14 protein-coding genes are annotated in these 15,049 nt (G+C 37.9%); 8 read left to right on the top strand and 6 right to left on the bottom strand.

Features of this window, described 5'->3' with window-relative positions; genetic code table 11:
* Both ACT4_RS12720 and ACT4_RS12715 read left to right on the top strand, forming a co-directional pair.
* The coding region (locus ACT4_RS12720; protein WP_007482745.1) for an aminodeoxychorismate/anthranilate synthase component II at positions 1-568 on the top strand (568 nt) is incomplete at its 5' end.
* A 332-nt stretch (positions 569-900) separates the two neighbouring features.
* A complete protein-coding gene (locus ACT4_RS12715; protein ID WP_007482744.1) occupies positions 901-2,262 on the top strand; it encodes an L-cystine transporter in 1,362 nt (453 codons plus the stop codon).
* Positions 2,263-2,335: 73 nt separating this feature from the next.
* On the opposite strand, the gene ACT4_RS12710 is transcribed toward ACT4_RS12715, so the two are convergent.
* Positions 2,336-3,130, bottom strand: coding sequence for an MOSC domain-containing protein (locus ACT4_RS12710; RefSeq protein ID WP_034605163.1), 795 nt, complete (start codon positions 3,128-3,130; stop codon positions 2,336-2,338).
* A gap of 263 nt (positions 3,131-3,393) precedes the next feature.
* Here ACT4_RS12710 and trpD point away from each other — a divergent pair, with 263 nt between their 5' ends.
* From trpD to ACT4_RS12685, 5 genes are all read left to right on the top strand, one after another.
* Positions 3,394-4,443 (top strand): anthranilate phosphoribosyltransferase, encoded by a 1,050-nt coding sequence (trpD, locus tag ACT4_RS12705; RefSeq protein ID WP_081107091.1) that lies wholly within the window; start codon positions 3,394-3,396, stop codon positions 4,441-4,443.
* A 9-nt stretch (positions 4,444-4,452) separates the two neighbouring features.
* Positions 4,453-5,259 carry an indole-3-glycerol phosphate synthase TrpC gene (gene trpC / locus ACT4_RS12700; protein WP_007482740.1) on the top strand — a complete coding sequence of 269 codons (807 nt, stop codon included), beginning with the start codon at positions 4,453-4,455 and terminating at the stop codon, positions 5,257-5,259.
* Between the two features lie 379 nt (positions 5,260-5,638).
* Entirely contained in the window at positions 5,639-6,328 is a 690-nt protein-coding gene (locus ACT4_RS12695; protein WP_007482739.1) for a Smr/MutS family protein, read from the top strand.
* Positions 6,329-6,418: 90 nt separating this feature from the next.
* Complete coding sequence (gene folE, locus ACT4_RS12690; RefSeq protein ID WP_019384954.1) at positions 6,419-6,967, top strand: GTP cyclohydrolase I FolE; 549 nt, start codon at positions 6,419-6,421, stop codon at positions 6,965-6,967.
* A 150-nt stretch (positions 6,968-7,117) separates the two neighbouring features.
* Positions 7,118-7,483, top strand: a complete 366-nt coding sequence (locus ACT4_RS12685; protein ID WP_007482738.1) for a cupin domain-containing protein — start codon at positions 7,118-7,120, stop codon at positions 7,481-7,483.
* 103 nt (positions 7,484-7,586) lie between these two features.
* On the opposite strand, the gene ACT4_RS12680 is transcribed toward ACT4_RS12685, so the two are convergent.
* The 4 genes from ACT4_RS12680 to hemE all read right to left on the bottom strand — a co-directional run bounded on the left by ACT4_RS12680 (position 7,587) and on the right by hemE (position 12,178).
* Positions 7,587-9,467: a DUF4105 domain-containing protein gene (locus tag ACT4_RS12680; protein WP_007482737.1), complete on the bottom strand. Its 1,881-nt coding sequence runs from the start codon at positions 9,465-9,467 to the stop codon at positions 7,587-7,589.
* Positions 9,468-9,618: 151 nt separating this feature from the next.
* Positions 9,619-10,089 (bottom strand): DUF3015 family protein, encoded by a 471-nt coding sequence (locus ACT4_RS12675; RefSeq protein WP_007482736.1) that lies wholly within the window; start codon positions 10,087-10,089, stop codon positions 9,619-9,621.
* A 179-nt stretch (positions 10,090-10,268) separates the two neighbouring features.
* On the bottom strand, positions 10,269-11,063 hold the full coding sequence (locus ACT4_RS12670; RefSeq protein WP_007482735.1) for a DUF817 family protein: 795 nt from the start codon (positions 11,061-11,063) through the stop codon (positions 10,269-10,271).
* Between the two features lie 41 nt (positions 11,064-11,104).
* A complete protein-coding gene (gene hemE, locus ACT4_RS12665) occupies positions 11,105-12,178 on the bottom strand; it encodes a uroporphyrinogen decarboxylase (protein ID WP_004880783.1) in 1,074 nt (357 codons plus the stop codon).
* A 194-nt stretch (positions 12,179-12,372) separates the two neighbouring features.
* On the opposite strand from hemE, the gene ACT4_RS12660 reads away from it, so the two are divergent.
* Positions 12,373-13,599 (top strand): L,D-transpeptidase, encoded by a 1,227-nt coding sequence (locus ACT4_RS12660; protein WP_004880784.1) that lies wholly within the window; start codon positions 12,373-12,375, stop codon positions 13,597-13,599.
* Positions 13,600-13,650: 51 nt separating this feature from the next.
* Here the strand turns inward: ACT4_RS12660 and ACT4_RS12655 are convergent, their stop codons facing one another.
* Positions 13,651-14,913, bottom strand: coding sequence for a diguanylate cyclase (locus ACT4_RS12655; protein ID WP_007482734.1), 1,263 nt, complete (start codon positions 14,911-14,913; stop codon positions 13,651-13,653).
* Positions 14,914-15,049: the final 136 nt, after the last annotated feature.

The raw sequence follows: 15,049 nt of genomic DNA, 5'->3' as shown, positions 1-15,049 counted from the left end.
CAATTATGACTCATTTACTTACAACATCGTTCAATATTTTGGCGAGTTAAATCAAGAAGTAAAAGTTGTTCGTAATGATCAAGTTACATTAGAGGACATCGAACGATGGCAGCCCAAATACCTTGTGATTGGCCCTGGCCCTTGTTCTCCAACTGAAGCTGGTATCTCAATTCCTGCAATTAATCATTTCGCAGGTAAAATTCCTCTACTCGGCGTATGTTTAGGGCATCAGTCTATTGGCCAAGCTTTTGGTGGCAATATTATTCGCGCCAAAACTGTGATGCATGGTCGATTATCAGATATGTACCATAGCGATAAAGGTATTTTCAGTAATTTACCGTCACCTTTTTCTGCAACACGCTATCATTCACTTGTAATTGAACAAGAGACTCTTCCTGATTGTCTAGAAGTCACCTGTTGGACCAATCAAGCAGATGGAACAATTGAAGAAATTATGGGTGTAAAACATAAAACTCTTCCTGTGGAAGGTGTTCAGTTCCACCCTGAATCAATTCTCAGTGAACATGGGCATCAAATCTTTAAAAATTTCTTAGAAATTTATGCATAAGTCAGTTTAGATTTAAAATATACAGCCCTCTAAACGATGGGCTGTTATTATTTTGAGCATCTAAAAGTTGCTTTTCAAATCTATTTCTCCAAATGATTAAATGGATAGAAAAATATATAATCCACATAAATTTTAAATAATGATTCAATTTCAACAACTAAAAGATCTTTCAACTAATTAAAGTAATGTAAAATACTTACACGAAGCTTCTTTTTAGTTTTTATGATTAAGCTTATGAGTAGGAATGATTAAGTCAAAAACTGCTTAAATGCTAGAATTTATAACTTAAATAACTCTCCCTCCTCCCTGAGCCATCTATCAGGACATTTATTGTGAATGCTCTCGTATTATTGAATATTCTCGTTTTTATTTTGCTTTTAGCAGGATTATTTTTTAGTTATCGCCAAGACTGGAGCCTCTCAAAGAAAGTTTTGATTGGTATGGTTGTCGGTATCGTTTTTGGGCTTGCATTAAAAACCATTTACGGTGATAACCCCATCATCGAACAATCTATTGCATGGTTTAATATTGTCGGAAATGGCTATGTTCAGCTCTTACAAATGGTGATCATGCCACTTATTTTTATCTCGATTTTAAGTGCTGTTGTAAAGTTACATCAAACAACTTCTCTTGGTAAAATAAGTGTATTCACCATTGGAATCTTGCTATTCACCACCGCAATTGCTGCCATAGTCGGGATTAGCGTGACCAATCTATTCGGCTTAACTGCTGAAGGTCTTGTTCAAGGAACCAAAGAAGCCGCTCGCCTCGCCACAATTGAAAGCCAATATATCGGTCAAGTTTCTGATCTCAATATTCCACAATTATTGCTGTCACTTTTTCCACAAAATCCTTTTGCGGATTTAACAGGCATTCGCCCGACAGCGATTATTAGCGTCGTTATTTTCTCAGCTTTCTTAGGCGTTGCAGCATTACAGCTTATGGCAAAAGATGCTGTAAATGGTGAAAGAATCAGACAAGGAATTGAGGCATTACAAGCACTCATTATCAGTTTAGTTCGTTTAGTGATGCAGTTTACACCTTATGGTGTACTGGCACTCATGACGAAAATGGTTGCAAGCGCAAACCTAGCTGATATTGTGAAATTAGGTGAATTCGTTGCAGCATCCTACTTGGGCCTTGCAATCATGTTTATCGTTCATGGACTGATTTTATTATTTGTTCGTGTTAATCCGATCGACTTTTTCAAGAAAGTATTTCCAGTTTTAACCTTTGCTTTTACCAGTCGTTCCAGTGCAGCAAGTATTCCATTAAACATCGAAACACAAACCAAACAGCTTGGGGTACCTGAAGGAATCGCAAGCTTCTCAGCTTCGTTTGGTGCAACGATCGGTCAAAATGGTTGTGCTGGTTTATATCCAGCGATGCTTGCTGTAATGGTCGCACCTACTGTTGGAATCAATCCTTTAGAGCCACTTTGGATTGCGCAACTGGTTGTGATTGTAACGCTCAGTTCTATTGGTGTTGCTGGTGTCGGCGGTGGTGCAACCTTTGCCGCTCTCATCGTACTGCCAGCTATGGGGCTTCCTGTGACTTTGGTGGCTTTACTCATATCAATTGAACCGCTAATCGACATGGGGCGTACTGCACTTAACGTCAATGGCTCAATGACGGCGGGTACGGCAACAAGTCAATTATTAGGTGTTAGAAATCCAGACCATGAGATAACTTAATCAAACTAATTTCCATATACAAAAGCCAATTCATTGAAATGAATTGGCTTTTCATAAAAACTAAGAATTAAACTCAACGAATAATTTTTACTTCCTGCCCAATTGTAATATGCCCTTCTCCACGATGTAATGCATTCTGCCCCATCATGACTTTAGTACCCTGTTTTCTATATTTGAGCATTGCTTGCATGATTTCTGGTTGCTTTTGACTCGTTTTCAAATCAATTGTTGGAATCACACATCGAGAACACTGTTTAACAAGATCAAAGACAATATCTCCAATTTGCATCTGTCTCCATTGATCCTCAGCAAATGCATCACACCCCGACACCACAATATTGGGTCTAAAACGCTGTACATCCAGCGGATAACCTACTTTCTCAGCTAGAAACTCAACAGATGCTTCACTAATAATCAAGAATGGAAAGCCATCCGCAAATCCTACGCGATCACCTAACTGTGCGTACTCTAAATCTACTTGGCGAATTGTCTCTTGTGGCATATAAATCAACTGTACCTCTCGTCCAAGTTTTTGGCTCAACCAAGCATTAACAGGATGATTGATACGATTCCCCGAAAGTTTATCTTGCCAAACTGTCACTAAGCGCTCATCTTTCTGACCTTGCGCTTCGATCATACTGAGCTCGATCTTCTCTGACTGATAATCAAAGCATACGCGATCAGATAAAACCGTAACACCAATTTGTCCCATTTCTGCGACTTGCCTTTGGGTGATAAACCGCCCATCAGGATCAACAATCATCCAACGACGATCCCATTTAGGACCAAAACCATCAATTTCCATTGTCGAAAGTTTATTTCCTTTACAGGACTTCACTGGATAATTAAAAAGCTGGCTGATCTGCATATTCTTGTTTCCATAAAGACAGAATTATGTATTGATGAAATTATTTATTCGCTGATTATAATAGTTGAAAAATATAGCAATATGTCTAATTTTGAAGCACAAGATAGTTTTTATTTAAAGCGTATAAAATCTACATTATTTTCTGATAACATAACTCGCTAGCTTTTAGATCATGTATCACAGTCAAGTCATACCGAACCAATTGCGATCAATCTATTTATTTCTCAATTTTTTAATTAATCATAATGCTGTAACTCATGACTATGAATATCCAACAGGCTCTCAATCACATTACTAAAAACATTCATCTTACCCAACCCCAAATGGAAGATGTAATGCGCAGTATTATGCAAGGTGAAGCGACAGATGCTCAAATCGGTGCGCTGATGATGGGTCTGCGTATGAAAGGTGAAAGCATTGATGAAATTACTGCTGCTGCGCGTATCATGCGTGAATTCGCAATTAAGATTAATGTTAGCGACATTCCACACCTCGTCGATATCGTCGGAACGGGTGGTGATGGACAAAATTTATTTAATGTTTCAACTGCCTCAAGTTTTGTGATCGCCGCTGCTGGTGCAACAATTGCTAAACATGGTAATCGTGGTGTTTCAAGCAAATCTGGCTCTTCTGATGTGCTTGAGCAAATGGGTATCCAACTTGATCTCGATATGCAGCAAACTGAACGTTGCATACGTGAAATTGGTGTAGGTTTTCTATTTGCACCTAATCACCACAAAGCAATGAAATATGCGGTTGCACCACGTCGTGAGTTAGGTATTCGTAGTATTTTTAATTTATTAGGACCACTCACCAATCCTGCTGGCGTGAACCGTTTTGTCATTGGTGTATTCTCAGATGAACTTTGCCGCCCAATTGCAGAAGTACTGAAACAACTTGGTGCAGAGCATGTACTGGTTGTGCATTCTAAAGATGGTTTGGATGAAATTAGCCTTGCTGCGCCGACAGCTGTCGCTGAACTAAAGAATGGCGAAATTACAGAATGGACATTAAGTCCAGATGATGTTGGTATTCAATCTCAAACTCTATCAGGTCTAACAGTCAATAGTTCTGAAGAAAGCTTAAAACTGATTAAAGATGCACTCGGTCGAGATAAATCAGAGATTGGCGAAAAAGCTGCCAATATGATTGCACTGAACGCAGGTGCAGGTATCTATGTTGCAGGAATTACTAGCACCTACAAACAAGCTGTTGAACTTGCTCAAGATATTCTTTATGGCGGTCAAGCCACTGAAAAAATGAGTATCCTGGCTGAATTCACCAAAACATTGAAACAATATCAAGTAGACTAAGGACTTCTCATGATCAATATTCAAAATACCATTTTAGGTAAAATTGTTGACCGTAAACATGAGGAACTTGCAGCACGTTTAAAACAACGTAATCTGCATGATGTTGAAGAATGGGCAAAAGCAGCGACTCCTGTTCGTGGTTTCGCCAATGCATTACAGCATAAACGCCCTGCTGTGATTGCTGAGATTAAAAAAGCCTCTCCATCTAAAGGCGTGATTCGTGCAGACTTTAATCCTGCTGAAATTGCTCAACAGTACGAACAAGCTGGTGCAGCGTGTCTTTCTGTTCTAACAGATGTAGATTTCTTCCAAGGTACAGATGAAAATATTGCCATTGCACGTCAACATTGTGCCTTACCTGCTTTGCGTAAAGATTTCTTAGTTGATCCTTACAATGTTGTCGAAGCACGTGCATTACAAGCAGATTGTATTTTATTAATCGTGGCTTGCTTGTCCGATCAACAATTAGAAGAAATGTCTAAAACCGCATTTGAACATCAATTAGATGTATTGGTTGAAGTACATGATGAATATGAATTAGAACGTGCTTTAAAACTTTCTGAACAATGTATTTTAGGCGTAAACAACCGTAATCTTAAAACCTTTGATGTTGATTTAGAGACATCCATTCGTTTGAAGAAATTACTCCCTGCATCTCGCTTGTTAGTCACTGAAAGTGGTATTGCCACACCTGACGATGTTGCAATAATGCAAGCCAATGATATTCATACGTTCCTTGTTGGCGAGAGCTTTATGAAACAGCCTAGGCCTGATGTGGCATTTGGTGAATTGTTTGGTCAGCCAAAACAGGTTTAAATTCAAAATAGATGAAAAGCCCAATTCTTTATCATTGGGCTTTTTTTATGCCTCATTTATTTTATTGAAAAAAATAATATGGGCTTCGAATCAGTTACTATTTTACTCCCTCCAACAAGAAAAAATTTAAAAGGAATTTATTTATGGGAATTTCAATTAGAGGGTGAAGTTATATTGAGTGGTGAACGTTCTATAAAATATAGACTATATAAGCCATCAATATAAACTACGATTTTTATTTTAGAAAATGAATTGTTATTTATCGCTAATTATTCACCCCTCCTATCAAAGATCGCATGAATGCAATTCAGTTCAAATCATCACGGATTCAGACTATAATTTTACACTTCTCTCGTATCTTGCCTATTTTTCTAACATTATGAGTAAACATGATTCTTCGCTTTCTAAAGATCAGTTTAATTTACTGAAAGCCTTTAAAAAGCAAATCTCTAATCCACAATCCAGCGCGATTGCGAAGCAAGCCGAATCAAAAAAGGCGCAAGCTGCAGCTGAAGAATTGGAAGATACAGAACTTTTTAAAAAAGCCCTTCTTGGGGTCAAACCGATCGACAATAAAAATATTGCCGATACCAAAGTTATGCGTAGTAAAAAAGTCGATGCCCAAACTTTAGCAAAGCGCGCTGCTGCAGAAGGTGGTGCTGAGCAAGAACTTACTGAAATTTCAGATACGCAAGCCATTTTAAATCCTGTTGCCAGTCAAGCAGCATTGAGCTATCGCATTGCGACCCTACAACACAAAGTATTTGAAGATTTGAAAGCGGGTAAAATTCGTTGGTTCGAAGCAGTCGATTTGCATGGTTGTACAGTTGAACAAGCGCGCGCTGCAGTTTTACAAATCATTCAAATGGCCAAAGATGAAAATCAAAACGTCATTAAAATTGTTCATGGTAAAGGCCCAGAAGCAATTTTAAAAACCTATGTAAATGGCTGGCTCAGACAACATCGCGATGTTCTTGCTTTTGTCAGTGCGCCTGAAAATCAAGGCGGCACTGGTGCTGTTTTAGTCCTATTAAAACGAGCAGAAAAGAATCCAAAGTACAAACAATAATCGGCATTTGACTCAAAAGTAAGTTTTTGAATCGTTTTCTGATACAATTCCCGTTTTGTTCAACCCACCTAAGTGAACATTGTTATGTCTATGCAGCAATCGTACGCAAACATCTTAACTGCCGTTGGTGAAGATTTGAATCGCCCAGGCCTCAAAGATACGCCTATGCGTGCGGCTAAAGCTTTTTCTTTTTTAACTTCTGGTTATAGTAAAACGCTTGAAGAAGTTACAAATAGTGCGGTTTTCCCATCCGATAACCATGAAATGGTATTGGTTAAAAATATTGAATTTTATTCACTTTGTGAACACCACCTGCTCCCTTTTTATGGTCGTGTACACATTGCTTATTTACCAGAAGGTCAAGTTTTAGGTCTATCTAAATTTGCCCGTATTACAGAAATGTTTGCTCGCCGCTTGCAGATTCAAGAAAATCTAACCCAGCAAATTGCCGAAGCTGTTGCTGATGTAACGAAAGCACGTGGTGTTGCAGTGGTGATTGATTCAGCGCATATGTGCATGATGATGCGAGGCGTAGGTAAACAAGAATCTACGACTCGTACCGTTTCTTTTGTTGGTGATTTTAAGACTGATAAAGATGCACGTCGTGAATTTTTAAGTGCTGTACCAGAAAGCTACTAAGTAATATGGCTCTTAAAGCCTCAATTCAATTGAGGCTTTTTTATTTCTAATTTTTCTTAATCAAATTCATTTTGTCATTTTAGTAAGCTTAACTTAGACGTATAAAGATGCTTTATAATTAGCTTAATTTAAGCACGCCCATCATGAAATATGACAGCTACAGCATTATTACTCGATCCATCTAGTTTAGAGCAGACGAATGCAGCGATAGACTATCCTCGACCACATCGACTCGTAACAGGTAATCCGCAACGTTTGACACACAGCCTCTATGAACATCCCAATATGAGTTGCGGCATTTGGCAATGTGAAATGGGTGCGTGGAATATTGTATTTGCTGACAACAAACAAGAGTTTTTCCAAGTCATCGAAGGAATTGTTCGCTTGCATGATACTGACAACAAGTCTTTTGTTGAAATATCAGCAGGTCAAGCGGGTATCATTCCGCCATCTTTTGTCGGTACATTTGAAGTCGTTGAGGCTGTAAAGAAATATTATGTCGTGGTTGAGGCATAGTATTAGTATTCTCTTTTATTCAAATAGATTATGACTAGACTTCTTTACCATAGAGGAACACAGTCCATTAGAAACGATGAACTCTCTAAGAGAAGTCTAAGATCTAGAAAAAACGAATATAACCTAAACCGACTTTATTCCACTCCTTATGATCTTGTTGTTCAAAATCCCAATTCAATCGCATGGCATTATTTGAGTCAAAACTATATTGAAATTGAGAACCCAGTTTCAGATTCCACTGATTTTGATCTTGCCAATACGGCAATTCAACTTGTAAGACACTATTGATTCGATCCGTCCATCGATTCATACAACCCACCGTTGGCCCAGCGCCAACACGCCAACCTTTATCTAAGTTTTTCCCACCTTGCACATGCCCCTGTAATTGGGCGTAACATAGATGACGTCGATCATAATCTGCCAAACTATAGCCCGCCTGCATGTTTAAGTTCATCACACCATGCTGCTGATCTTCACTAAATTGTCCACCATAAACGGGTTCTTGTTTCCAACCAAAATTAAAGCCCCAACTGATTGGTGATTTAAAGGGTTGAATCGGATTATAAGAATTCACCGAAAGTAAGTCCAAATGCTCAAGTTTGAGCTGATCATCTCGATATTGAACACTTCCATCTAAAAATAAAAGCTGCGTACCTAAGCGATAGCCACCTTGAGGATCAATCAAATCATGGTAGGCTTGGCGATGTCCTAACTCAACAAATGCCTTGCCTTGTAATTCCCCTACATTGACTGAGATATTACGCGCATGATGTCCTTCAACAGGTTGCATCTTCGGGCGAGTAGGTTCTTGACGTTGTTTCTCAACTTCTATTTGACTACGCAATGCTAATAGTTGTCGTAATCGCGGTTGAGCAATTTCTGTTTCAACAACGCGACTGACAAATTGCAAATATAAGTCGTCGTATGCCATCTCTAAAATTTTAGCTTGATCTTGAATGTTATAAGCACTTAGAACAGCTTGAATTTGATCTGATGGTAGCAAAGCAACTTTGTGCGCAACTTTAGCCAAATGTGTCCCATGCTGCTTCGCCTGTGAAAGCAATTGAGTTTCAAGTGCTGGACGATAAACGACATCGTTCACTAAGTTCTGATCATCAACTGCTTTTAATGTCTCAATTGGAATCGCAGCATAATTAAACTGTTTTTTTAAATTTAGCTCTGGTCGAACCAAATCAATCAGTCCTAACAATCGATAAGCACAGTTATCACTGACAAAATAATAAGGAAAACTCACATGCTGCATTTCCCAAATATGTTCCACCAAGAAGCGTGTTTCCTCAGGAGTTAAGTTGAGTTCATATTCCCACAAATCACGACTTTCAAAATCACCATATTCTTTGACTTTTCGATAATAAGGCATCAAAGAATATTGACCAGGATACTGTCCAGTTAGCCCTTTCCAAGCATATGACCAGTTATCTTGACTATTTACAGTAGCAGCATAATTCACAGCATAAGAAACTAAATTAAGTTGTTTCTGATCTTTGGGGTCTAATCGCAAAAGTGTATGCCCAAACATCGAACTTGGATTGCCCATAAAGTCAGTTGCATAAATCAAGGTTGCTTTATATGGCTTGATCTGATTAATCCATGCATCAAACTCATCACAGTTCACATTTGGAAGTTGTTGAGCTGGGATTTGTAACTGTTCGATCAACCAGCGGCTACGTGCAGGGAATTTACAGCGAATAGACTGATTATTTTCAGTTTGTTGAAACAAAGCTTGAATATCTGCATGAAGCTCATTTTTTATATTGGTTTTACCATCAATTGCATAAAAATAGCCGTCATAATTCACCTCACTTGTTTGTGATTGATCAGCATACATCAATCGTTTCCACGTCATGTCTTGATCCAATCTTTTTTGTTCAGCGAGATTTATATAGTTTTGAATATCAGATGGAGCTACAGCATAAGCAGCTTGACATAATATAGAAGCGACAATACAAGTAACAAATTTCATTCAGCAACAAACATTTTTAAGAATTATCAATCTGACAACAAATCACTTCTCTCATCCATCAGCTTTTTATTGCGAACCAATAAAATGATCGAAGCAATCTATCGAATATAAGAAAACCCTGCCAAGTGACAGGGTTTCAAAGTATCAAAGATTAGACATAAGCTTTCAATACAGCATCTTTTGCCATAACGCTTTGTAAAGAGTCTAAAACTTGAAGTGTATTTTGATTTTTGCTTGAGTAAATTTCAGCAAAGTTCGCTTTTGAAACTGCGAAGAAGCGTGCTTTATCTTGAGCTTTAATCTGCATAAGCTCAGCAAGAACATTCAAGCTTTCACCTTGACCAACAGCCATATCACGCGCTAGAGCTTCCGCATTTTCATTAGTAAATGTCACCACTTGAGCAGTCACTGTACCACCTTGACGGCATCCTAAAGTACCAAAAGTGATCCCTAATAATTGGTTTGTAAAAATACCGTTAGTTGTTGCAGCAAGAATTTTAGGTGCAACACCTTTTTTACCTGCCCAAACTTGTGTACCAACACCACAACCAACATCATTATCTGCCATTGCTACAGTTGAACCAGCTGCCAATAAAGCGGCCAATGCAATTTTTTTTAACATAGGAAAGATCTCCAGTATCAATTATTTTAACTATTCTTTATCACTATTTTAATGTGCAATATTTTTACACAAGAATTAAAATAACGAGGTTATTCCTTTTTAGCAAATAGATTTTGAAATAAAGTTGAAATATTTATAAACCGAGCTTTGTAATCATCATATTTATCTAAAAATACAGTTTATTTTAACTGCCACTTTCCACTTTCATTGCGATTACCTAGAATTTTAAGTACCAATACCAGACTTAATAGTAATAATAAATACCATGAACCTAACTTGCCCCATCCCACCATATGCCATGCATCAACTTGGCTTGGATACAACCATATTTTATAAAATGTACTAATATTTTCTGCGATCCAAATCAAGAAAGCCAATAATAATAAAACAGGTAACATTGGAATTTTAAAATGCTTTTGTTGAAGCTGAAAATGTAGTTTTGTTTTCCAAAAAATGATGATACTCCAGATAAATAATGCAATACGGATATCTGGAATAAAAAACTTAGTCATGAAATTTAAATAAGATAAAACAGCGAGGCACAGCATATTGCTGAATCTTGGTAAGTGCTCAAATGCAACTTGGTATAATCTAAGAGATCTCGCAAAAAAGCTACCTACAGCCGAATACATAAACCCAGCAAAAAGTGGCACTGTAAGTAATTTAAATACAGCAGGTTGCGGATACTGCCAAGAAGCAATTGCTGGATGTGTGAGAAAAATCTCCATCCCCATAGCCATGATATGAAACAAAGCAATGACTTTTGCTTCTGCCCATGACTCTAGCTTCAAATAGATCAGGCAAGCTTGAATGATCAAAGCATAAAAAAGCAGATAATCATAACGGAAGAAACCAAAATACTCATTGCTTCCCATCGGTGCTGTTAATGCAAAAGCAATTAAAAGTAATAATCCAAATAAGGCAGCCGAAGCTGCCTTAGCGATAAAATGTAGCGGTAAAACAATCAACTGCACAAGATTGATCCTAACATCAGATATTGATTAGAGATTTAAAATCAACCTAAATATTTCGCACTATATTCATGAACAGTATCGACAAAAATTTTCGGCTGAGCAGGATCAACCCATTGCGTAATACCATGCCCTAAGTTAGCAACATAACCTGTTTTTTCGCCATTCGCATAAGCATCATCGAGCATTGCTTTTACTGATTTTTCAATGGATGCTGCTGAACCATACAGTACTGCTGGATCGAGATTGCCTTGTAATGCTGCGCGACCAGCAATCACATCTCTCGCTGTATATAATGGCGTGGTCCAATCCACCCCAAAAGCATCTGCACCAGTACCCACCATCGCTTCTAGCCATTGTCCACCACCTTTGGTAAAGACAATAATTGGAATACGACGACCATCTTTTTCACGTTGAAGACCTGCAATAATTTTCTTCATATAATTGAGTGAAAATTCAACATATTCTCGATGTGCTAATGCACCACCCCAGCTATCAAAAATTTGGATTGCTTGTGCACCAGCATCAATTTGTGCATTCAGATAATCAATAACGGAATCTGCAAGATGATCTAATAACGCATGCAATACTTCTGGCTGTGCATACATCATATTCTTCGTAAAACGGAACTCTTTACTTGAACTACCTTCAACCATATATGTTGCAAGTGTCCAAGGGCTTCCAGAAAAACCAATTAAAGGTACTTGACCATTTAAAGCAGATCGAATGGTCGAAACTGCATTCATGACATATGCTAGATCCGACTTCGCATTTAACTTAGGCAAATTTGCAACATCTTGTTCAGTACGGACTGTTTTATGAAACTTTGGCCCTTCGCCTGTTTCAAAATACAAACCTAAACCTAAAGCATCAGGAACTGTTAAAATATCTGAAAAAAGAATTGCGGCATCAAGTTCATAACGGCGTAATGGCTGTAAAGTCACTTCGCAAGCAAAATCAGTATTTTTACACAAAGAAAGGAAATCACCTGCTTGAGCACGAGTTTCACGATATTCTGGTAAGTAACGACCTGCCTGACGCATCATCCACACGGGTGTTGTATCAACAGGTTCACGTAATAAAGCTCGTAAAAAACGATCATTTTTCAACGTTGTCATTACCAATCTCTAAATTCTTTCATGTAGCGCGCATGATAGCAAAGTTAGCCTAGAAATTATAATTCCATACAAAAAATCTGCCTTGGGCTAAAAATTTCGCTTTGACACAAAACAGCTACTGCAACTCAGCTTATTTTCTGTAATACTTGCAACATCTTATATCTCAATATGAATAATTCTTAAGGTTGAATTACATGTTTGTTCGCTCATTACTCGCTATGAGTTTAAGTTGTATTATTGCTAATGTTGCTTTCGCTGCTCCAACAACTGAGCAACCTTTAAATCCAAAAATAATCTCAGCACCAGTCCAAGATCCAATAGATCCTTTGGCAATTGATCGTGCAGCATCAAGTGTTGTAGCTCAACCAGCTTCACAACCTGTGATGAATACAAGCCCAGCTTCTGCTGTTGTGGCTCAACCAGCTTCACAGCCACAAGTAAATACTGCATCTGTCGTATCTCAGAACCTAGACAAAGCTCCAGAGACTACAGCAGCAGCTTTACCACCAGAAATTCCAACGTCATGGAAAATGGATGCGATTAATAATGCAGAATGGCCTGAAGGTTTACCAAGAGGTAAGCATCCAGCCTATGCCCGCGCCCATGTTATGCTAAATAATGCGCACGCTTCACCAGGTGCGATTGATGGTTCAAGTGGTAAAAACACCTTAAAAGCGATTGCTTCATTCCAACAAATGAATGGCATTACACCAACAGGTGAGTTGACCAAAGAAACATGGGATGCATTAGTCGCAAAACAGACTAAACCTGCTTATGTTGAATACACCATTACTGAAGATGACCTAAAAGGACCATATGCAGATTCAATTCCTTCTGACTATGCTTTACAAGCAAAAATGAAAGGTCTTTATTACACTCGCGTAACAGAAATGTTAGGCGAAAAATTCCATATGGATGAAAATTTCCTAAAACAACTTAACCCTCGCGCGAACTTTAAAAAAGTGGGTGAAAAAATCGTTGTTGCGAATGTTCGTAACGATTTACCTGAGGACATTCACTTAATCGTTGCACACAAAGGCGCTAGACAGCTTTATTTGTTCAACAGCCAAAACCAAATGATCGCCTCATTTCCTGCAACGATTGGCAGCACAGATACACCTTCACCAACAGGAACTTATAAAGTCACAGGTGTTGCTAAAAACCCTTGGTATAGCTATTCACCTTCTAACTTTGTACAAGGTAAGAATCTTAAACCTCTCTCGCTACCACCTGGTCCAAATGCTCCAGTCGGCAATATCTGGATTGGTTTAAGTAAAAAATCATTTGGTATTCATGGCACACCAAACCCATCTTTAATTTCTAAGACTGCATCACATGGTTGTATCCGTTTAACCAACTGGGATGCAAATGATTTAGGTGCTAAAGTCCGTTCAGGTGTCACGGTTAAATTCTTAGAATGATTTTGACAATCGAGTGAAGTAAAAACCGAATATAAATTATATTCGGTTTTTTTATTCCACGATCGGTAAGGGTTGATAATAAATCTGATTACGGCCCAATTGTTTAGCGCGATACAACGCTTTGTCAGCAGTATGAATCAAGACATCTTGGCTAATTTTAGGATTGCCATTAAATACTGTAATTCCTAGACTAATAGTCACATGATTGGATACTAAAGATTTTTCATGTGGAATCATAAGCCGATCAATGGCTTTATAGATATTGGTTGCAACAGCATAAGCGCCTTGTGCTGAGGTCTCAGGTAATAAAACAACAAACTCCTCTCCCCCATAGCGTGCAATAAAGTCCATATGTCGAATCGAACTTTTAATTGTTTTCGCAATAGCATAAATCACTTGATCACCCATCTGATGACCATAGAAATCGTTATAGTTTTTAAAATAATCAATATCGATAAAAAGCACAGACATTGACTTGGTTTCACGACATGCCAAGTCATAATAATAACTAAACATCTCTTCGAAAGTACGTCGATTTGACACTTTGGTTAATTCATCATGCTGGCTTAAATGAAGTAACTCAGAAGCCTGTAAACGTAAAATTCTTTCATCTATCTCTGAAATTTTAGTTTTTAAAAATAGCTTTCGCTCTTTAGATGTCAGCATTACACTAATAGAAAAACCTAAAAGTAAACTGCCAATAAATGTCCGCCCCAACATTAAAAAATCGCATGGTATTTCTAATAAATATAAAGATACTAAAATACTAATCGCAGCAATTGAACCTAGCCATAACATATGTGTTGGTCGAATGCCACTTAGGATAAATCCCAACATATATAAAAAGGCAATCATCACCATTGCCTGATTTTGCAGGACAACATTGGTGATACTCATCATAAATAACGATGGAAAAACGATCGTAGAAAATACGATGCAACAAACAGCAGGATAAAATAGTTTATTGAGCCTGCGAAAACGAGCAAATACCCAAAATAAAAATAATGCACCGCCTACTATGAGTAGGCTCAAAATACTATAAACCAAATCGGCAATAAAATTGGGACTAGAACGGATAACTAGAAAGTTTGAAGGCAATATGAGGAGAACAAAAATCGTATAAGTAATCACACCCTGACCAAAAAATTGGATTGCATTAATCCGCGTTCTATCAATATTAAATTGCCAGAACTCATTTTCTAGTTGAGACGGTAAAGTCTTTTGTGTTTTCTTCCCTTTAAAATGTTGAAAAACAAGCTGCTCTAACTCTTCTTTCGACCGCCTTAACTGTTCAAGATCATACTGATTTTCCATCCCTCTAACTCTTCTTATAATGCTGTATTCTTGTGCCGCATAAAAATAACACAATTTGTCATTTTGTCGTGCACTTTGATTAACCACTTATCCGTAATTGTAGTTACCATTTTCACACTTTATGCATTATTATTTG

Source organism: Acinetobacter sp. NBRC 100985 (genome assembly GCF_000241225.1).
GTDB lineage: Bacteria > Pseudomonadota > Gammaproteobacteria > Pseudomonadales > Moraxellaceae > Acinetobacter > Acinetobacter venetianus.
Note: the sequence above shows the minus strand (reverse complement) of the source record. Positions and strands in the feature narration are given on the sequence as shown.